Source organism: Brumimicrobium aurantiacum, from assembly GCF_003402975.1.
Lineage (GTDB): Bacteria > Bacteroidota > Bacteroidia > Flavobacteriales_D > Crocinitomicaceae > Brumimicrobium > Brumimicrobium aurantiacum.
The window spans coordinates 415,915-436,250 of record NZ_QURB01000002.1; the positions used below are offsets into that span (position 1 = coordinate 415,915).

Below are 20,336 nucleotides of genomic sequence, written 5' to 3' on the forward strand. Positions count from 1 at the left end.
TTTTAGCTTAATATTAGTAGAATAGAAAGAAAATTGACTTTATTTATATCTGCCTACTGTTTTTACACGTCGATAGAAATTAAATCAGTATTTTCGCATTTGAATAAAAACCATGAAAAAACTAAGTATTTTTTTCATAAAATCATTTGTGGGGCCGTTTTTAGCGACCTTTTTTATTTCCATGTTCATGCTAATCATGCAGTTTCTATGGAAATACATTGATGATTTAATGGGTAAAGGGTTGGAAATTAGTATTATTATTGAATTACTATTTTATGTTTCTGCCAGTCTTTTACCGCTCGCCCTTCCCTTAGCAATTTTGCTTTCCTCACTCATTGTGATGGGAAATTTAGGTGAATCAAATGAATTAACGGCTTTAAAATCAAGCGGACTTTCTATCTACAAGATATTGAAACCCCTTACTGCTGTAGTTATTTTTATTGCCATCGGTACATTTTACTTTTCCAATTACATCATACCAATAGCCAACTATAAATGGCATTCGATAATATATGATATTCAAGAAAAGAAGATGACCTCCTTCTTAAAACCCGGTGCCTACACGCAAGAAATTGATGGTTTCAGTATTAAAATCAAGGAGAAAGACGGAAATAGTTTTACGGACATTATTATTCACGATCGTAGAAATAGTGCCGAATTAAAAACCATTCGTGCAGACGCTGGTGAACTATATCAATCAGATAATGGTGAGTTTTTATATTTCAAACTTTTCAATGGAGATGTTATTGAAGAACTAAAAAACGCACCTTCATTTCAAGGATCTAAAAAGAATTCTAAAAGTATTTTTCCAGGAAGAAAAACTGATTTTAAAACAGCTACTTATAAATTAGACATGAGTGGCTTTAAGCTACAACGCTCAAAAGAAGAAATGTTTAAGGATGATTACGAAATGCTTAATGTTTTTCAAATTGACGAAACAGTAGACTCATTAAGAAAAAATTTCGATGAGCTTTCAAAAATGCTAAGGAAAAATACACTTACAAAACATCCTTATTTTCAAGCGAAAAATTATCTGGCAGGAAAGGAACCTACAAATAATAAATATCAAAATGTTCATTCAACAAAAGAATTGATTGAAAAATCCAATGAGGAAAAAAATCAGCATAAAAAGAAAACTGTCAAACAAACTCCAGCTCCAAAAAAAGTAGACAGCAGTAAATTAATTTTTCCTGTTTTTAAATTTTCTGAGATGTCAGATGAAAAACGAAAGGGAACTTTTAATCATATGAATATTCAATTGGAGAATAACATTAAGACCCTGAATGGTCAATTAGACATCATAAAAAATAGACACCGACAATTGCGTAAATTTGAAATTGAATTTCATCGAAAATTTGCCTTGTCCTTTTCTATTATCATCTTATTTTTCGTTGGTGCGCCACTTGGAGCCATTGTTAAAAAGGGTGGATTTGGTGCTCCTGTAGTTATTGCCGCATTATTATTTATGGTTTACTTTGTTTTAATTACCATAGGAGATGGTATGGCTGATGGTGGTATTATTCCTCCATCGTTGGGTATGTGGGGACCAAATATTATTTTAACACCTATTGCATTACTCTTACTGAAAAGTGCAGCAAATGATAAAAGTTTTGTAGCATTCCCGAATATTTTTAAAAGATTCAAAAGGAAAAAGGACACCAATGACTAAGGTTTTTCACTTTTCAAACAAACCACCTTTTCCACAATGTGATGGAGGCTGTGTTGCTATTTCTAGCATTTTAAAGTCTTTACTTTCTGCGCCAAATTATAAGGTGACACACTACACCATTTCAACTTTTAAACATCCCTTCGACATTTCGAAATATCCGGATTCTTGGCTGAAAAGAATGCGTGTTGAAACAGGTAAAATCAACACAAAAACAGATGTCTTTGGCGCGTTAATTCATTTAATACTCAACAAATCATATAATGTAGCACGTTTTTACGATAAAAATATAGCCCAAGCGATAACGAAAATTTTAGACAAAGATCAATTCGATGTTGTAATAATGGAAAGTATTTACCTTCTTCCCTATTTACACCTATTTAAATCAAAAAACATCAAGGTCATTGTAAGAACACATAACGTTGAACATCAAATTTGGGCTGGATTAAGTGATCATGCTCACAATAGTTTAAAAAAATGGTATTTTAGAAGATTGTCAAAACAACTTATGAAATATGAAACTGAAATGTTGATTAAAGTTGATGGGATCATTTCTATTACAGAAGATGATGCTAAATTCTTTCAGCAATTTGAACCACAGGTATTAACAACTTCAATTCCAACAGCTGTAAAGACCAAGTTTCCACCGACAGATTACCGTTTGTCTGATTTCTACTTTTTAGGCGCTATGGATTGGAAACCTAATCAAGAAGGAATCCATTGGATGCTTGAAGAAGTAATTCCAGAGGGATTAAAAGGAACATCTTTTTATGTCGCTGGGAAAAATTTAAACAAAGCAGAATTAGATCATCCAACAGTTGTAAATTGCGGAGAAATAGAAAATGCTGTTGATTTTATTTCATCTCATGGAATTTGCATCATTCCAATGCAAGCAGGAAGTGGTTTAAAAATTAAGCTATTAGAAAACATGGCGATGGGAAAACCTATTATAACGACATCAGAAGGAGTCAGAGGTGTAAATGTCACGCATCATAAAGAAGTGATGATTGCAGACGATCCTGACGAATTTAGAGAATTGATGTATAAATTATTTCTAGATGAAAAATTAAGAAAACAATTAGGAACACAGGCCAAAAAATATATAAGCGATCATTTTAGTGAAGAAAAAATAACACGAAGACTCCTTGCATTCATCTCAGACATATAAAAAATTAGTGGTTTTTACCTCGCGTTTTCCTTTTCCCCTTGAAAAAGGTGATAAATTGCGTGCATATCATCAGATAAAAGAACTTTCAAAACATTATGAAGTACATTTAATTTGTACATCAGAACATAAGGTTGAAGAAAAAAGCAAGACTCAGTTAGACCCCTATTGTGCCTCGATAAATGTTTTTCCGATTGGATTGATCCAGAAAATTTTCGGTTCTGGAAGAAAAATCTTCACCCATAAGCCTATACAAGTCGGTTATTTTCATCATTTAACCATACAGTGGAAGGTCAATAAACTTTTAAAAGAAATACAACCCGATCATATTTACTGTCAATTAATTCGTGCTGCTGAATATGTGAAAAATTACCATGAATGTCCAAAAACCATTGATTATATGGATGCATTATCCAAAGGTATTGAGCGACGTTCATTAACAGCAAAGGGAATTCGAAAAATTATATTCAATAAAGAATATAAGCGTTTATTGAATTATGAAAATTCTATTTTCGAGTATTTTGAAAATCATACAATAATTTCACAACAAGATAAGCAGTATATTTTTCATAAAAATCGTGATCAAATTGCAGTAATACCAAACGGAGTAGACGAATCATTTATTGGACAACATAATAATACTCCAAAGACTGCGGATATCGTTTTTATCGGAAATATGTCCTACCCTCCTAATGTAACCGCTGCACAATTTATTGTCAATGAAATTACGCCTTTACTGAAAAAGGAAATTAAAATAAAAATTGCGGGTTCTAATCCTGCAAAAGAAGTTTTGAAATTGGCTCAAGAAAATGTCGAGATCACCGGTTATGTTGACGATATTAAGCAAGCATACCAAAGTGCACAAATCTTTGTTGCACCAATGTTCTTGGGAACTGGATTACAGAATAAGCTTCTTGAATCAATGGCTCTAGGTGTTCCGTGCATAACAACAAGTTTAGCAAATAACGCATTGGGCGCTAAACCTGAAAAAGAAATTTTAATTGCAGATACAGCCGATGAGTTTGCAAAACGAATTAAAAGACTAAGTTCAAATGATGAATTGAGAAATAATATCATCAACAACGGAAGGTCATTTATTCTCGAAAATTACGAATGGAGTAAAGTGACACAGCAATTAGTTGAATTGATTAAAAGTAGTTAAGCGAATAAATATTTAAGATACTTCAATATCTTTTAACTGCTGAATTTCAATTTCAAACAATAAAATTTCAATACCTTACATTAAAAAAACAACTACTAAAATGACAAAAAAAGACCTATTTACCATTGTTTTTAAACTTTTTGGCCTTTACTTATTCATTCAAATCCTAATATTTATTTTTTCATTAATTGTAATGTGGCGAGAACCGAACTTCATTGATGTTCTTAGTATTTTCCTCAATGTAGTTTATCTATTCTTAACTTATCTGCTACTCTACAAATCAAATTTAATTATTGATCTATTTAAATTAACTGAGGGTTTCGATAATGACAAAATTTCTCTTAACATTAATGAAAAAGGGATAGTTAACGTTGGTTTAATATTTATTTCAATCTATTTAATCGTAATGTATTTAGGCGATTTTATTACCCAAACGATAATGTTTTTCAATGACCATATTGCCAGAGACACACAAGATCCGCAGTTTAATTTATTTGGATATAGTTCAACAAATTATGAGCGTTTGTTTAATGCTTTACTTTGTTTAATGATTGGTTTTTTGATTTTGAGTAATCATAAGAGACTTACCAATTGGATATTAAAATTAAATCAATAAAAAGAAATTGAAAGCTTTCCACCTAAAACACAACTCAACACTGTAATTCAATCAATTATAAAGGATTAAACTACACATGCATTTTTTTATATGTGATAAAGTCGTTAAAATTTGTTTTACTTCTTCGGTTTAGGCATGAAATGTTCATATTCCGGCTTTATTATCGTAAATTTGCACTAAAATTTAGAAGACAGCAATGCAATATAAATTAAATACGATAGAAGAAGCGCTCGAAGACATCAAAGCAGGTAAAGTTGTTATTGTAGTTGACGATGAAGACCGTGAGAACGAAGGAGATTTCGTTACTGCAGCGGAGAATGTAACGCCAGAAATCATTAATTTCATGGCCACCCACGGTAGAGGTTTAATTTGTGCACCACTTGTTGAAGATAGGTGTGATGAATTAGGTTTAGATTTAATGGTACATTCAAACTCTGCGGCGTATGAAACTCCATTTACAGTTTCTGTTGATTTAATCGGACACGGCTGTACTACTGGTATTTCTGCTAGCGATCGTTATAAAACGGTAAAAGCATTGATTGATCCAGAGATTAAACCAGAAGAATTAGGAAAACCAGGTCATATTTTCCCTTTGCGTGCGAAACGTGGTGGAGTATTGAGGAGAGCTGGACATACTGAAGCTTCAATTGATTTGGCGAGATTAGCTGGATTTCAGCCTGCTGGAGTGATAGTCGAGATATTAAACGAAGACGGTTCAATGGCTCGCTTGCCTCAATTGGTTGAAATTGGTGAGAAGTTTGGAATTAAAATCATTTCAATTGAAGATTTAATCAAATACAGAGTTCAAAAAGAAACACTTGTTGAACGTAGAGTTGAAGTACAAATGCCAACTGAATTTGGTGATTTTAGAATGGTTGCATATGAAAACACAAACAGTGGCGAAGAACATTTGGCTTTAGTTAAAGGAGAATGGGACAAAGATGAAGCTGTTCTTACAAGAGTACACAGTTCTTGTATGACAGGTGATATTTTTGGTTCTTGTCGATGTGATTGTGGACCTCAGTTACATGAGGCAATGCGCATGATTCAAGAAGAAGGTAGAGGTGTTATTGTTTACATGAATCAAGAAGGCCGCGGTATTGGATTAATGAATAAACTTAGAGCATACAAGCTTCAAGAAGAAGGATATGACACAATCCAAGCCAATGAAAAACTAGGTTTTAAAGGAGACCAAAGAGATTATGGTATTGGAGCTCAAATTTTACGTGATTTGAATGTCCGTAAGATGAAATTAATGTCTAACAACCCAACCAAAAGAACTGGATTAATTGGATATGGATTGGAAGTCGTAGAAAATGTTTCTTTAGAAATCGAAAGTAACAAACACAACAAGTTCTACCTGGAAACGAAACGTGACCGAATGGGACACAACATTAAGGTTGGAAATAAATAAGAATGAACTATTGAATTTTGGAGTTCAATCGGATGAATAGTTAATTCAACGAATAAATAAAAAAGTGCGAGAAGAAATTGATAGCTTTAATGGTTATCCTTTTCTTTTCGCACTTTTTGTTTCATTTAAAGTGAAGCAATTTTATAACTTCTAATCATGACATCATCAGATTTACTTTCAATGAATTTAAACTTAATAAAGCACTATATACCGTCCTCTTTATTGTCTTTTTCGTTGATTACTTCGTCACGTTTCTTGTGAACTTTTTTAGACCAACCACGTGCAATAATCAAAACTAGAATCAGCACTCCACCAATAATCATGGCTGTATTTGATTCCCAAAAATTAACTTGTTCATCATCTGTTTGCGTAACATGTTGGGGTGTTTGGGCATTTAAAATGCATCCCATCATGAATAAAGTAATCGTTAAAAATATATTTTTCTTCATAATTGTCAATATAGTTGTTTATTCGAAACTAATGAAATTTTAATCTAATAAGTACTGATTCATTCCACGACTGTATGCTCTTTCGATGCGACCTTGTTTATTTTCAAAAAGCAAATACGATTCAATTCCAAATTCGGGATTGTCTTTAATCAATTGAAGTGATTCCTCTACTCCCATCACCATAAATGCTGTTGCAAAAGCATCAGCTGTTGCAGCATCTTCAGCAATTACTGTGGCACTTAGAATATTATGTTTAACTGGTCTACCTGTCTTTGAGCTAATCGTATGACTGTATTTTCTTCCATTGAGTTCATAAAATTTTCGATAATTGCCAGAGGTTGCAACAGCCTTATCTGAAATAGAAATATAGTTTTCCAATTCACGTTGCTGCTCTCCTTTTACACCCGTATTGGATTCAACAGGTTCATCAATACCGATTACCCAATTCTTTCCTTGATCATTTTTACCTTTTACGCGAATTTCACCACCGACTTCAATAAAGTATTGCGACTGACCTTTATCTTCCAAATGTGTTGCTAGAACATCAACAAATTGACCTTTTGCAATGGCATTAAAAACCAATTTGAAACGAGAATCTTTCTTATTTAATAATCCTTCCTCGTACTGGAATGTTGATTTATCTAATCCTACAAATTGTAATACACTATCAATTTCATCTTCTGTTGGTACAACATCTATATCTTTGAAAAAGCCCCACAAACTAACCAATGGGTAGACTGTAGGATCAAAAGCTCCATCAGTTTGTTCATATATCGTTTTACTCAATTCAAAACATTGCTTAAAGTACTTTGTCGAATTTAAATCAATAGTTGTATCCGCAGTATTAAAATGACTAATCAATGAACTTGAATGATAGGTTGAAAGTTCTTGATTAAAATCTTCAATCAAGGCATCAATTTGTTCTGGATTGGTCAATAAAGAATCGTCACTTGATTTCACAACGAAGGTTGTACCTAAAGCATTTCCATGAATTAATTTTTCATTTTGCCAAGCTACATTCTCTGTGTTTTGAGCGTACAAACTCTTCTGTTTAAGATCAGAAGTTTCATCTTCGGCAATTTCTTGTGATTCTTGTGTTCCACATGCAAAAAGCATAGATAAAATCACTGTTCCTAAAATTTTTTTAGTAGTGTTTTTCCAAATTAGCGTCTTCTGTACCATTTATCCAATTTTGTTCTGTTACTGGCGAACCATTTTTACTATAAGTTAAACCATTTCTTGTTTGTGTTCGAATATACACTTCCCCTCTTCCATCGACTACAACAATACGTCTTGTAACGATTTTAACAGGTATTCCCTTACTGTCTTTTCTAATATAGTTTTCCTGAGTAACTCCTTCTGGGAAATCTTCCCCTAACTCATTCGCTATAGCTTCGGTAAAGTTGATTTTGTTATTTTCAATATCGTCTATATAGCTTCCAGTATTTCTATTTTCTTCTACCTCACGTTGTCTTTTATTTCTGTTTTTTTCTTCGTAATTATCTATACGCTCCTTCACATCCTTTTCAACAACTGTTAGGTCTTTGGTGTTTTTTATCGATCTTTCAGTATTTTCAGTTTTAATCCCTTCTACTTCCAAGTAAATTTCTTCTGTTCGGTCTTCTTTTTCTTTACTTCTTTCGAGATTTTGAACCTGTTGACTTTGATCCATTTCTTTTAACTGTTCCACTGCTCTTTGTCGGGCATCATCTTTTCCTAATGTAGTTTTATCATATTGATTTTCGTAAGCCGTAATTTGCTCATCAATTTCTACACTAACACCATGAACTGTACTCGCTTCATTTTCGTATTTCTTTTCTAATGTCATTTCATAAGCAAGAAGATCTTCTTTCATCTGTTGTTGAATTGCACCTTTTTCTTGAGAAGATTCCGCCACTTTAATTTCAGCTAAAATCGCCTCATCTTGCAAACGAATTACATCTTCATACTCCGTTCTTGAATCTTCAACTGGATTCTGACCGTTTTCGATTTCATCAATCTCCTCACCTGTTGCTGTAACCTTAACATGATGATGTTTTGATTCAGTTTTAGTCATAATATTACGTTCCGACTCAATGGCTTTTAACTCTTCTATGGCATCTTTATGCTTTGCTCGATAATCAGCCTTCTCAACATCAAAATCATCTTTTACATATTCAATCTCTTGACTTGAACGAGATAACTCTCCATCTTTATACTTCGTCAATTGATTCGTTTTCTTTTCAAAAGTGTAGATCTGATCATCGACTTTTTGTGCCAATTCTCCTTTGTTCTCTTCTTCTTTTAATTGTGATTGATCTCTTAAATCGGCAATTGCTTTTACCTCATTATTAAACTCGACACGTTCATCATAATCACTCAGTTCACGTTGAGCATCCTCTCCTTCAAACTTACTTAATCGATTTGCAACAGCCGCTTGCTTCAAACGCTCTCTTTCGATTTCTCCTTCTTGAAGCAAAGCAGCCCCTTCCAATATTGAAATATTAGATTTCTCACCAAGATTTTCTAATCCACCTTTTTCCTTAATTAAAGCTGCTAATTTCTGTTGAGCTTTTGCTATTTGTGTCTTAGGATACTGAGATGTACTCTTTAAATTACTCGCACTCTTATAAGCTGTAATTGCTTTTTCATACTCTTCATTATTGAAATATTCATCAGCGATTTTAATCGATTGTTTATAACGTAAATCTTGTTTTTTCGCTAACTCTTCACTAGCTTTCTGGATACTTTTACTTAATTGCTCCTTAGCATATGCATCATCGGATTTAATACTTAGTGCTTTTTGGTATGCTGATTTTGCTTGCTGATAACTTTCATCTTTGAATAATTGATCTGCCTCAGCTATGTATTCATCAAACATTTCTTCTTGAGACTCCTGTTTTCTTTTGGCTTCAGCAAGATTGTCTAAAATCTGTTGAGTTTCATCAATCTTATCTTTGGCCTTACTATCCTCTTCCTTTATTTCTAAAGCTGATTTATAATTCGCCAAGGCTTTTTCATAGTTCTTATTTACAAATTCAGTATCTCCTGCAGATATGAAATTATTGTACTCCTCCTCTACTTGATTTGAAGCATTTTCTGTTATCGCTTGGTCTACTTTTAAAATTTGAGCCTTTGGATATTCTTCTTCAGCTTTATAAGATAATGCCTCATTATACAAGACAATACTTTCTTTATAGTCACCACTATTGAATGCCTTGTCTGCATTTGCAATCGCCTTTTTGTAATTTTCCTCTAATTGATCTTTTGCATTTACTTTATCCAAAATAGATTGAACCCTATCAATTTCCTCCTGAGGAAAAGTCTCAGATGGTTTTAAGTTTTTTGCTGTTTTCAAATGCGTAATTGCTTCCTCGAACTTTTCTTCCTTAACTGCTGAAGCGGCTAACTGAATTTCTTCATCATATTTTTCTGCATTTATTTCAGCTTGCTTATTGGCTTGGATTGCTGCTAATTTTTCTTTGATAACATTCATATTCGCTTCTATCTCTGAATCAGTTTGAATTTTCAAGGCTTCTTCATATTTAGCTTGCGCATTTTCCCATTTTTCTTTATCAAATAATTTATTTCCGTCTTCTTTTAAAGCCTCAAATTCTTCACTTTGATTTTGTGCCGTTTCAAAAGCTTCTTTACTCGCTTTAGCTGCTGTTAATTTCTCTTCAACATCTGTTCTGCTTTCATCAATCTTTAACGCCTTTTCATATTTAGCAATTACATCCGACCATTTATTTTCTGGCTTCAATGCTTCAGCTTCATCAAGTAATGCTTGTATTTCAGCATTCTTTTCAGCATTTTCTGACTGTAATGCCAACTGCTCTTCGATCTTTTCAATACGATTATTAACATGCTCATCACCATCATTTATTGCTTTTGCAGCACTATACTTTTCTTTGGCCTTATTCCAATTCTCAGCGTCAAATGCTTCATCAGCTGCACTTACTAATGAATTAAACTCTGCCTTTGCTTCCTTTTCAGATTGCTGTGCTTCATATTCTGCTTTGCTTGCTTTTGCTGCTTCTAACATTTCTGAAACATCTGTTCTTCCTTCGTCAATAGCCAATGCAGATTCATATTTTGAAATCACCTCAGACCATTTATTTTCAGGTTTTAATGCTTCTGCTTCGTCAAGTAATGCTTGAATTTGTTCTGAAGATTCTGCTTTCGCTTGTTGTGCTTCAAACTCAGCTTTGCTTGCTTTTGCTGCTTCTAACATTTCTGAAACATCTGTTCTTTCTTCATCAATAGCCAATGCAGATTCATATTTTGAAATCACCTCAGACCATTTATTTTCAGGTTTTAATGCTTCTGCTTCATCAAGTAATGCTTGAATTTGTTCTGAAGATTCTGCTTTCGCTTGTTGTGCTTCAAACTCAGCTTTGCTTGCTTTTGCTGCTTCTAACATTTCTGAAACATCTGTTCTTTCTTCATCAATAGCCAATGCAGATTCATATTTTGAAATTACCTCAGACCATTTATTTTCAGGTTTTAATGCTTCTGCTTCGTCAATTAATGCTTGAATTTGCTCTGAAGATTCAGCTTTCGCTTGTTGTGCTTCATATTCTGCTTTGCTTGCTTTTGCTGCTTCTAGCATGTCTGAAACATCTGTTCTTTCTTCGTCAATAGCCAATGCAGATTCATATTTTGAAATCACCTCAGACCATTTATTTTCAGGTTTTAATGCCTCTGCTTCATCAAGTAATGCTTGTATTTCCGCTGAGTTCGCTTCTTGCTCTGCCACTTTGGATAATGCTGTTTCAACAGCCTCAATTCGCTCATTCACGTGTTTATTATCGTCAAACAAAGCTTTTGCTTCCAAGTACTTTTCTTTCGCTTTTTCCCATTCAGCATTATCAAAAGCTTGATCTGCAGTTGTCACTAACTCATTGAATTGTGATTCTTTTTCTTGGTTCGCATTTTTTTCTACCAACAAAGTTTCAGCATTCTCTTTTCCTTTTATCGCTTCAGCGTTCGTTTCTTCAATCGCTAAAACAGCATCAAAATCAGTAATCGCTCCTGAGAAATCTTCAGCTGTAAGCTTTTCCTTAGCACTTGCCAATAAGCCATCAATTTGTTCACTTTTTTGAGCTTCTGCAATTTTAGATTCAACCTCTGTAATTCTATTATTCACATGTTCATTATCATCAAAAACACCTTGTGCTTCAACGTATTTAGTCTTTGCTTCTTCCCATGTTTTTGCTTCAAAGGCTTGATCAGCTGCTGCTACTAGTTCTTCAAACTTAGCTTGTTTTTCTTGGCTAACCTTCTTTTCTTCAAGCAAAGCTGCTGCATTTTCTTTACCAGTTTTCGCTTCTGTATTCGTTTCATCAATAGCTAGAACAGCATCAAAATCATTGATAGCCCCTGAATAATCTTCTGCTGAAACTTTTTCTTTAGCTGCAGTCAATAAATCCGCAATTTGTTGGGCCTGTTGCTCTTTATTCTTTTGTTCTTCCAATAGACTTTTCGCATTGTCTAATTTTGTTTGAACCTCTGGACTTTCCATTAGAGCAATTGCTTGGGTATATTTGTCAATAGCAGGTTGATATTCTTTTGCGCTAATGTGTGCGTCTGCTTCAGTGACAAGTTTATTAAATTCTTCCTGACTTTTAGCTTTAGAAATTTCTTCTTTGGCCATTTTTATTCTTCCTGGTGGATAAGTCGCTGCACTTTCAAATGTCAAAGCCTCTTCATATTTAACAATAGCTTCTTCAAAATTTCCAGCATCAAAGAGTTTATCAGCTTCGGCCACTGCTTTATTATAATTATCTTTCTTTTCCTTTATGGCTTTCTGTTCATCCAACTTTCCTTTAATTATCTCCAATTGAGACTTCGGGTATTCTTCATTCGGTAAAATTTTCAAGGCATTTTGATACATATCTCTTGCTGCTTGAACACTATTTTGTTTAAAGAAACCATCGGCACGTTTGATCAACTTATCATATTCTGCCTGCTTTTTCGCCTTTTCTTTTTCAGCATTTAACGTAGCAATTCGATCTTTTGGATATTGTTCATCGTCTTTAATTACAATGGCCTCTTCATATTTTGAAATGGCTTTATCATATTCTTTGGCTTTGGCAAAATTATCTGCAGCTGCGATCAAATTTAAGTAGGCTTGATTATCTTGTTGGAAAGCCAACTCCTCCTCTTCCTTCTTCTGAAGTAACTCTTCAATTTCCAATAAACGGGCATTGGGATGCGCCTCTTTTTGCTTACCCGGTAACTGCAAAGCAGCAACATATTTATTCAATGCTTCCTCTAATTTACCTTCATCAAATAATTTGTCAGCATCTTTAATCAATTTGTTATACTCCGCATCTGCATTTTTTAAAGCGCTTTCTGCTTCCAATAATAAATTTTCAATTTTCTTTTTGGTTTGCATCATTTGACCGTTGTTGTAATTCATTCGGTCACCATCAAGATACCATTTTACCACAGGAGTTGTTTCCAAAAATGAAAAATCATAACCAGGTCTTTTTTGAAATAGATCTAGATTAATTGGAGGGAAAATCTTTCCACCAGGAGGCATATCTTCAGCAATAACAGAAGTTACATCTAATTCAATGATTTTTGTAACATAACCAGATTTGGTGTATTTCACAGTATACTTCTTTCCAACAGGAAAGTTTACGGAGTACTTCCCTCCACCAGAGGTCGTTGAACTTGTAACATTCAAACCACCCGAAAGAACAGTAACTGTAACTCCTGATATAGATTTTTGCGAGTCCATGTCTGTGATTGTACCATCATAAGTAATGTTTTGACCATAGCCAAAATTAACAAAAAGTACAAATGCTAAAATTGAGAAAAAATGCTTCATCTTATATAAATAGAACGCTGAATATAACTTCGGTTACATCTGGCGCTTTTTGGTTCATAGTTTAACTTACAAATATCGATAAAAATATGATAATTCCATAGAATTCTCACTACCGAAACAGCACCAATTCAATCACGATGCCAATTTATTGATTGACAACATTTAGACCTTGAATTAATTCACGCTTTAAGATTTATGACAACGATTCAAATAACAACATACAAAACATTGATTAACAATCAATTTAATAAAGTTGATAATTTAAAAACAAATAGCTTAAAAACAATCATTTTTACATAGCGATAGAAATTTGTAAAAACGAATTAAGTAAAATTATAATTGTATTAATTTAAGACCATACAAACGCAATACAAGAAATTCATTAAATTCGCCACATGCAGAAAAAATTAATTGAAGTTTGCTATACTCCAGCAGACTATGCCTATTTTAAAGGAAAATTTGAAATCGTTGTTGTAATCGACGTATTAAGAGCAACTTCCGCTATTTGTTCAGCAATTAATAATGGTGTGAATAGTGTCATTCCTGTTTCAACAATTGAAGAAGCTAAAGATTACCAAAAAAAGGGGTATTTAGTTGGTGCCGAAAGACAAGGTGAAATCGTTGAAGGTTTTGATTTTGGAAACTCACCATACAGCTACATGAAGCCTGAATTAAAAGGAAAAGACATTGTACTTTCAACAACGAATGGTACGCGCGCAATCAACATAGCAAAAGAGGCAGAAACTGTTGTTATTGGTGCATTAACAAATTTAGATGTGCTTTGTGAGTGGTTAGCAAAACAAGACAAAAATGTTGTGTGCTTATGTTCTGGTTGGAAAGACAATTTCAATCTTGAAGACACCATTTGTGGTGGAGCAATTGCAGAAAACTTATTAAGAACAGGAAATTTCGCTTCAAACGAGGACTCTTCAGTTGCAGCAAAATATTTATATTTAACTGCTAAAGACAACTATTTCGGCTTTTTAAAAGCCAGTTCACATAGAAGAAGGTTGAAAAAATTGAACTTGAATGAAGACATTAAGTTTTGTTTAACACCAAACCAAATGGACGTTATTCCAGTTTTGAGGAACGACAGAATTGAAAAACTAAAATATTAAAATGAAAAGCCTACTGTTTATTCTACTTTTAATAATTGCTCCAATTGCATTTGCAGTAAAGGATGACACGAGTAAAGTAGAATGGATAAAGGTTTATTTCAACGGTCAATCAGATCATAGTTTTGCACTCCCTCACAATAAATCAAACGACCTACAAGACCTTATTCAAGCCTTAGTTGACCGAATAGACAGTGCTAAGGTCAGCATTGACTTGGTGGCCTACGATTTACAAAATATGCGTGTTGGACATGCGCTTGCCAATGCTAAACGTCGAGGTGTTAGAGTTCGAGTAATTACAGATGTTATTCACCGAAATCACGCTCCAAGATTTACTCATCCAATGTGGGATACTTTGCGTGCAGCAGGAATATACAACATTGATGATAGCGGAACAATTTACGCTCCAGATGGTGAAATTATTGAATTGTATGAAAGCCTTCCTAACTCAGGGGCTAACATGCACCACAAATTCGCTGTTTTTGATTTAATTAACGACGACCCAGAAGATGATTATTTATGGACGGGATCGATGAATGTCACTTATACTGGACCATGGAATACGAATGTTACAATGGTCATTAAGGACAGTGGATTATCCGGAGTTTACGGAGAAGAATTTCAACAAATGTGGGGAAGCGACACCGAAATTCCCAATGCAAAAAGGGCACGTTTTCATAAAGACAAGAAAAATGTTTCTGAAAACATTCATTATATCAAGGACATAAAAGTTGAAGCCTATTTCGGTCCACTTGATAGAGATAAACGTAAACCAAGTATTTCCGCTAGAATTACAGAGCTCATCAATGATTATGCAAAACATGATGTTCGTTTTCTAGCATTCGCAATTAGTCCTAACATTTCAATTAGTGAGGCATTAATTGACCGTTCTGGACGAGGAGAAATTAATTTAGAAGGAGTGATCGACCCTGCTTTTTATGCAAGATACCGAAACAACAATCAAATTTGGGCGAGTGCAGAAATGAACTTTGGAAATCGAAAAGTTGTGGCTGGTAGAGAAGTAAGAAAACTCCATGCGAAAACCTTGATTATCGATGCACAATACCCTTACCCAGAAAAGCATAAAGCCTTAACAATTGTAGGTTCTTATAACTTTTCAGCAGCCGCAGAGATCGCCAATGATGAAAACATTCTCATGATTTACGACAATAAAATTGCCAATCTATTTTTACAAGATTTCAAAGGAGTAATGAGTCGCGCAGAACAAAAAACTTACCATCGTTACCCGAAAATCGATACCAGTCATTGGTACACAAACTTTAGATTTGGTCGCAGTGGCAACATTGAAGTTGAGTTAGATACAAACTTTTATTATCCTGTTTCTCTTTTAGGTGTAAATGTACCTAGAGTTTGGGGCGGTCATGAGGATTCTAGTTATTTCTTTGCTGAGGAATCAAATGATTACCTTAAGAATTTACTTGAAGGAGCACAATTGAAGATTAGCGCTGGAAAGGAAATGCCTAGCCATCAATTTGGTCGATATAGTGCATATATTTTGGCTAGAAAAGGGAAGGATACGATTTCTGTAAATAGAGAAATGTTGAAATCGGGACATGGCACCTACTCCACTTACAATCGACAACAAAAAGATTCTATTTTAAACTTTAAAATGTTAGAACAAATTGCCAAAGAAAATAAAGTTGGAATTTGGGGTTTTCCGAAATTATTTAAAACAAAGGTTTTAACCAAAGAAGCTGAAAAACGCAAAAATCTATTTCCATTGAATTTGAATACAGCATCATTAGAAGATTTAACTTTTATTCCTTCAATTGGAGAGAAAACAGCCGAAAGTATTATTGAATTCAGAGAAAAACGTGGTGCATTTAAAAAGCTCAATCAACTAACATTAATACCTGGAATAGGATCTGCAACATTAAAGAAATTAGAACCCTATCTATACATAGAAGATAAAAAATAATAACAATGACGAACAACGATATTTTACGCCAAATACGATATGCATTTGACTACAACGACGATGAAATGATGGGGCTATTTGCTTCTGCAGGAATGGAAGTCACGCGTGCACAAGTGTGTGATTGGTTAAGAAAAGAGGAAGAAGAATCTTATGTGAAACTAAGCGATAAAGAAATGGCTACATTTTTGAATGGTTTCATCAACGAAAAAAGAGGTAAAAAAGAAGGTCCACCTATGCGTCCTGAAGACAATTTAAATAACAACATCATTTTCAGGAAACTTAAAATTGCATTAAACCTTACAGATGTTGACATCTTGGACATTCTCGATTTAGCAAATATGCGTGTAAGTAAACATGAATTGAGTGCATTTTTCAGAAAACCAACACAACGTCAATATAGAAAATGTAATGATCAATTTTTGAGAAACTTCCTTTATGGAATGCAACTGAAATACAGAAAAAAATAGATATTTTTACTCTATTTTCAAGAACTTTTAAAACATTATTTATTCTTATAAATATAACTTATGATTCAAGTACAATATATTCGTAAAGAATTTGAATTAACCAAGAAACAGCAAAAAGAGAACAATACTTCTGAAAAAGTTGCTGTAGCGGTTAATGACATTAGTTTTGAGTGTAAACCTGGACGTATTTTTTCATTACTAGGTCCAAATGGAGCAGGAAAAACAACCACGCTAAGAATGTTAGCAGGGATCTTACAACCTACAAGTGGATCTATTCAAATTAATGAAATTGATATTCAGAAAAATCCAAATGAAGCCAAGAAAGACATCGGTTTTTTAACAGGCTCAACAGGACTTTATGAACGATTAACAGCCAATGAAATCATTAGCTATTTTGCCAAACTTTACGGTGTTTCAGATCAAGACTTCAAACAAAGAAAAGAGCACCTATATGAATTATTGGGAATGCATGATTTTCAGGATAAAAGAATTGGTCGTTTAAGTACGGGAATGAAGCAAAAAGTTTCTATTGCAAGAACAATGATTCACGATCCTAAGGTAGTGATTTTCGATGAACCAACAAGTGGATTAGATGTGATAACAGCCGAAAATATCATTAAATTAATTAGTGACTGTAAAGAGCAAGGTAAAACCGTAATCTTTTCTTCACATATAATGAGTGAGGTTGATTTATTATGTGATGATTTAGCGATTATTCACAAAGGAAACATCGTGCATTCAAGCACAATGGAAGAATACAGAAATGCAATGACAACTTCAAGTTTGACTGCAGAGTTTATTAAAATCATTAATGAAAATAACTAGGCCATGATATTTACAATTTTCAAAAAAGAGCTAACCGATACTTTACGCGACCGAAGAACAATTATCGCAATGATTGTTGTTCCTATTTTAGTATTCCCTATCATTTTAGGCTTGTCCACTTCTGTTTCGAAATATTTTGACGATAAACAGAAAGAGGAAGTTCTTAAAGTTGCATTAATTTCAGAAGATACTGATAATCAATTTACCCAAAGACTTTCAGCAATTCCTGATTCTTTAGGACCAAAAGAACTTATTTTCAGACAAGACACGATTGGACTTAAGAAAGAAATTAGTGAAGATTCTTTGCAATTGGCCATTGTGATTCCTGCAGATTTTGATCAACAGCAAAAAGAGAATCAACAATCAACAATTCAAGTTTTCCATAAAGGAGTAAATTTAGGTAATAAAGACAGGGTTGAAGGATATGTATCCATCATAGAAAATACTTTATTAGAAGATCGTTTTGAGCGATTGTCACTTGACAAACAACTTATCGATCCTATCAATGAGCAGTACGTTGACATTTCAAGTAAAAAGGAGGTCATCGGAAAAGTTGCTGGAGGTTTCCTTCCATATTTATTCATCATTTTTGGTTTTATAGGATGTATGTACCCTGCAATAGACTTGTTTACCGGTGAAAAAGAGAGAAAAACCTTGGAAACATTATTGACAACTCCTGTTCCGCGTTGGAAAATACTTGTCGGAAAAATGTTAGTTATATCATTATCTGGAATTGCCGCAGCTGTGTTCGCATTAGTAGGTATGTTTGCTGGATTAAGACTTTTCAATTTAGTAGATATTCCTGGAATCAATGAAATTATTGATGGAATTTTAACGCCTTCATTTATTGTAGGATTGTTGATTCTCTTAATTCCACTAACGATATTTTTTGCTGGAATTATGATTCCTGCTACCATTTATGCAAAATCGTTTAAAGAAGCGCAAAGTGTTTTAACTCCGGTGAATTTCATCATTTTCCTTCCTGCTATTATCGGGATGTTACCAAATATTGAATTGGATTATACCACAGCATTTATCCCGATTGTGAACATCGTTTTAGCCACAAAGGAAATGGTTGCAGGTACAATTGATTTTGTCTTGTTAGGCATTAGTTATTTGGTCATGGTAATTTTCGCTGCATTATCAATTCTCTTTTCTTATAAAAGATTTGGTAGAGAAAGTAACATTGTTTCCTAATTCAATAATGGAATACAATAAGACTTTAAAATTGACGCAGTTGATTTTAATTGTAATAAGAAAATAGTGGATTAAAATCAAAAAGATACATCCCTCGGAAAACTAAAAATTTTGTTTTATGTTGTCCGAGGGATTTTTGTAAATACAATCTAATTACTTCTTTATTTTTGCCAAAGTCCAATGACAAGTCCAAGATTTAAGTTTAAAAATTGAATTGATTCTTTATAAGATTTGTCTGATTCAATCGGAAATTTAGAATAAAGATCTGTTTTAGTATTATGAATTGTAATAGGTACATTAGGCATGATATTATATGTTCCAGAAACAAATATTTTTAATCTCCTATTTAGTTGGTAAGCAACATTTGCATTAGGCTCTATAAATAAATTGACCATATTACCGTATTTAGGTACAATATTAATTTCATAATATTGATTGGCTCCTTTTTCTTTTAAAATATAAGCGTATTCTAAATTGCTCATTGAAGCAAATCCAACACCAAGTCCAAGTTGATATTCCCATTTATTTTGAGTCCAACGGTACATCCCTCCTATTGATGCAAAAATATTCTCAGGCTTATCTTCTTCCGTATTGCGTACTCTTTCAGTTTGTAAAACGTAAAAATGATCGTCATAATAACTTTCAAGGGAATTGGTCGTTTCTGGAAGATTTATATTTCTTCCTGTAGCTTGAATTTTGAAGTATGCCAACCAATTGCTATTTATATTTAATGAAGCCTTAGCATGAATCCCGAAATGATGTGCTTGATTTTCATCTATTGCACTATATATCGAAGAAGAGGAAAAGTTACTTATTTGATTAGCATAATCTACTCCTATATGTAGACCAAAACGAAATTCATCATCCTGTGAAAGAGCACAATTGGAAATCAGAATGATTAACAAAAATTTAGTTAGCGTTTTCATAGTGTTAGTTGAATTGATGGTGATGTCGCTTCGAAGACCTCATTATTCATTGTAACTATCCTTATTGTAAACTCATGATTTTCTTCTTGAGTTGGGAGTTCTTTTAATAATAAATCTATTGATTCAAAAAAAGAACCATCTTTTCGTTCATTCACTTTGGCTACACGGTCACCAGATAAATAATCTTGGACTGAATAAAACATATAATTTTCAAAAACAGAAAAATGATTAATCAAATTTTCCCCTGATTGATGCTCACTATCAAAATTGGACGAAGATGTTATTATTATTGAATCTATTGTATTCTTTACTGAAAAATCTGGTTCATCCTCCCAATCAGAATCTTCTGTTAATTCTAGATCAAGATATAATTTTAAACCAAACGCTTTTGCCGATAAAGACTCCTCATTGGAAGTTGTTGGTTCTTCAAAACGATTATCAGACAAGAAAAGGTTAATTTTTTCAATATTAACAAGCTCATTATCATACTTCTGTGTACAGGCAAAAATAAGCCCCGACACCAACAACAAATAAACTCCAAATTTGATCATTTTCATGTTTTCAATTTTAAATAAATA

Annotated in this window: 15 protein-coding genes; 10 read left to right on the top strand and 5 right to left on the bottom strand. The window is 33.4% G+C overall.

Features of this window, described 5'->3' with window-relative positions; all coding sequences use genetic code 11:
* The first annotated feature begins 112 nt into the window (after window positions 1–112).
* The 5 genes from DXU93_RS05085 to DXU93_RS05105 all read left to right on the top strand — a co-directional run bounded on the left by DXU93_RS05085 (window position 113) and on the right by DXU93_RS05105 (window position 6,023).
* The gene (locus DXU93_RS05085; protein WP_116880177.1) at window positions 113–1,669 is read left to right on the top strand and encodes an LptF/LptG family permease; all 1,557 of its coding nucleotides are present in this window, start codon (window positions 113–115) and stop codon (window positions 1,667–1,669) included.
* On the top strand, window positions 1,662–2,834 hold the full coding sequence (locus DXU93_RS05090; RefSeq protein WP_116880178.1) for a glycosyltransferase family 4 protein: 1,173 nt from the start codon (window positions 1,662–1,664) through the stop codon (window positions 2,832–2,834). The genes DXU93_RS05085 and DXU93_RS05090 overlap by 8 nt, the downstream gene beginning before the upstream one ends.
* Before the next feature lie 55 nt (window positions 2,835–2,889).
* The gene (locus DXU93_RS05095; protein ID WP_123776049.1) at window positions 2,890–3,993 is read left to right on the top strand and encodes a glycosyltransferase; all 1,104 of its coding nucleotides are present in this window, start codon (window positions 2,890–2,892) and stop codon (window positions 3,991–3,993) included.
* Window positions 3,994–4,093: 100 nt separating this feature from the next.
* Window positions 4,094–4,609 carry a hypothetical protein gene (locus DXU93_RS05100; protein ID WP_116880180.1) on the top strand — a complete coding sequence of 172 codons (516 nt, stop codon included), beginning with the start codon at window positions 4,094–4,096 and terminating at the stop codon, window positions 4,607–4,609.
* Between the two features lie 196 nt (window positions 4,610–4,805).
* Complete coding sequence (locus DXU93_RS05105; RefSeq protein ID WP_116880181.1) at window positions 4,806–6,023, top strand: bifunctional 3,4-dihydroxy-2-butanone-4-phosphate synthase/GTP cyclohydrolase II; 1,218 nt, start codon at window positions 4,806–4,808, stop codon at window positions 6,021–6,023.
* Window positions 6,024–6,226: 203 nt separating this feature from the next.
* Here DXU93_RS05105 and DXU93_RS05110 read toward each other — a convergent pair whose 3' ends face one another.
* From DXU93_RS05110 to DXU93_RS05120, 3 genes are read right to left on the bottom strand one after another with little or no spacing between them, the layout of a single operon-like run.
* A complete protein-coding gene (locus DXU93_RS05110) occupies window positions 6,227–6,472 on the bottom strand; it encodes a YfgM family protein (RefSeq protein ID WP_123776050.1) in 246 nt (81 codons plus the stop codon).
* Between the two features lie 39 nt (window positions 6,473–6,511).
* Entirely contained in the window at window positions 6,512–7,654 is a 1,143-nt protein-coding gene (locus DXU93_RS05115) for an FAD:protein FMN transferase (RefSeq protein WP_116880183.1), read from the bottom strand.
* Window positions 7,617–13,289: a hypothetical protein gene (locus tag DXU93_RS05120; protein WP_116880184.1), complete on the bottom strand. Its 5,673-nt coding sequence runs from the start codon at window positions 13,287–13,289 to the stop codon at window positions 7,617–7,619. The genes DXU93_RS05115 and DXU93_RS05120 overlap by 38 nt, the downstream gene beginning before the upstream one ends.
* A 395-nt stretch (window positions 13,290–13,684) precedes the next feature.
* Here DXU93_RS05120 and DXU93_RS05125 point away from each other — a divergent pair, with 395 nt between their 5' ends.
* Genes DXU93_RS05125 through DXU93_RS05145 form a run of 5 tightly spaced genes read left to right on the top strand, consistent with a single transcriptional unit; the run spans window position 13,685 to window position 18,832 of the window.
* Window positions 13,685–14,407, top strand: coding sequence for a 2-phosphosulfolactate phosphatase (locus DXU93_RS05125; RefSeq protein WP_116880185.1), 723 nt, complete (start codon window positions 13,685–13,687; stop codon window positions 14,405–14,407).
* Between the two features lies 1 nt (window position 14,408).
* On the top strand, window positions 14,409–16,343 hold the full coding sequence (locus tag DXU93_RS05130) for a phospholipase D-like domain-containing protein (RefSeq protein WP_116880186.1): 1,935 nt from the start codon (window positions 14,409–14,411) through the stop codon (window positions 16,341–16,343).
* A gap of 5 nt (window positions 16,344–16,348) precedes the next feature.
* Window positions 16,349–16,810, top strand: a complete 462-nt coding sequence (locus tag DXU93_RS05135) for a YehS family protein (RefSeq protein WP_116880187.1) — start codon at window positions 16,349–16,351, stop codon at window positions 16,808–16,810.
* Window positions 16,811–16,870: 60 nt separating this feature from the next.
* Entirely contained in the window at window positions 16,871–17,635 is a 765-nt protein-coding gene (locus DXU93_RS05140) for an ABC transporter ATP-binding protein (protein ID WP_116880188.1), read from the top strand.
* Window positions 17,636–17,638: 3 nt separating this feature from the next.
* Window positions 17,639–18,832 (top strand): ABC transporter permease, encoded by a 1,194-nt coding sequence (locus DXU93_RS05145; protein WP_116880189.1) that lies wholly within the window; start codon window positions 17,639–17,641, stop codon window positions 18,830–18,832.
* Window positions 18,833–18,993: 161 nt separating this feature from the next.
* Here DXU93_RS05145 and DXU93_RS05150 read toward each other — a convergent pair whose 3' ends face one another.
* Window positions 18,994–19,758 carry a hypothetical protein gene (locus DXU93_RS05150; RefSeq protein WP_116880190.1) on the bottom strand — a complete coding sequence of 255 codons (765 nt, stop codon included), beginning with the start codon at window positions 19,756–19,758 and terminating at the stop codon, window positions 18,994–18,996.
* Window positions 19,755–20,315, bottom strand: coding sequence for a hypothetical protein (locus DXU93_RS05155; RefSeq protein ID WP_116880191.1), 561 nt, complete (start codon window positions 20,313–20,315; stop codon window positions 19,755–19,757). The genes DXU93_RS05150 and DXU93_RS05155 overlap by 4 nt, the downstream gene beginning before the upstream one ends.
* Window positions 20,316–20,336 lie beyond the last annotated feature (21 nt).

Coding starts and splice junctions, on each gene's coding strand:
- DXU93_RS05085 (WP_116880177.1), top strand. CDS start 113: ATGAAAAAACTAAGTATTTTTTTCATAAAATCATTTGTGGGGCCGTTT.
- DXU93_RS05090 (WP_116880178.1), top strand. CDS start 1,662: ATGACTAAGGTTTTTCACTTTTCAAACAAACCACCTTTTCCACAATGT.
- DXU93_RS05100 (WP_116880180.1), top strand. CDS start 4,094: ATGACAAAAAAAGACCTATTTACCATTGTTTTTAAACTTTTTGGCCTT.
- DXU93_RS05105 (WP_116880181.1), top strand. CDS start 4,806: ATGCAATATAAATTAAATACGATAGAAGAAGCGCTCGAAGACATCAAA.
- DXU93_RS05110 (WP_123776050.1), bottom strand. CDS start 6,472: ATGAAGAAAAATATATTTTTAACGATTACTTTATTCATGATGGGATGC.
- DXU93_RS05115 (WP_116880183.1), bottom strand. CDS start 7,654: ATGGTACAGAAGACGCTAATTTGGAAAAACACTACTAAAAAAATTTTA.
- DXU93_RS05120 (WP_116880184.1), bottom strand. CDS start 13,289: ATGAAGCATTTTTTCTCAATTTTAGCATTTGTACTTTTTGTTAATTTT.
- DXU93_RS05125 (WP_116880185.1), top strand. CDS start 13,685: ATGCAGAAAAAATTAATTGAAGTTTGCTATACTCCAGCAGACTATGCC.
- DXU93_RS05130 (WP_116880186.1), top strand. CDS start 14,409: ATGAAAAGCCTACTGTTTATTCTACTTTTAATAATTGCTCCAATTGCA.
- DXU93_RS05135 (WP_116880187.1), top strand. CDS start 16,349: ATGACGAACAACGATATTTTACGCCAAATACGATATGCATTTGACTAC.
- DXU93_RS05140 (WP_116880188.1), top strand. CDS start 16,871: ATGATTCAAGTACAATATATTCGTAAAGAATTTGAATTAACCAAGAAA.
- DXU93_RS05145 (WP_116880189.1), top strand. CDS start 17,639: ATGATATTTACAATTTTCAAAAAAGAGCTAACCGATACTTTACGCGAC.
- DXU93_RS05150 (WP_116880190.1), bottom strand. CDS start 19,758: ATGAAAACGCTAACTAAATTTTTGTTAATCATTCTGATTTCCAATTGT.
- DXU93_RS05155 (WP_116880191.1), bottom strand. CDS start 20,315: ATGAAAATGATCAAATTTGGAGTTTATTTGTTGTTGGTGTCGGGGCTT.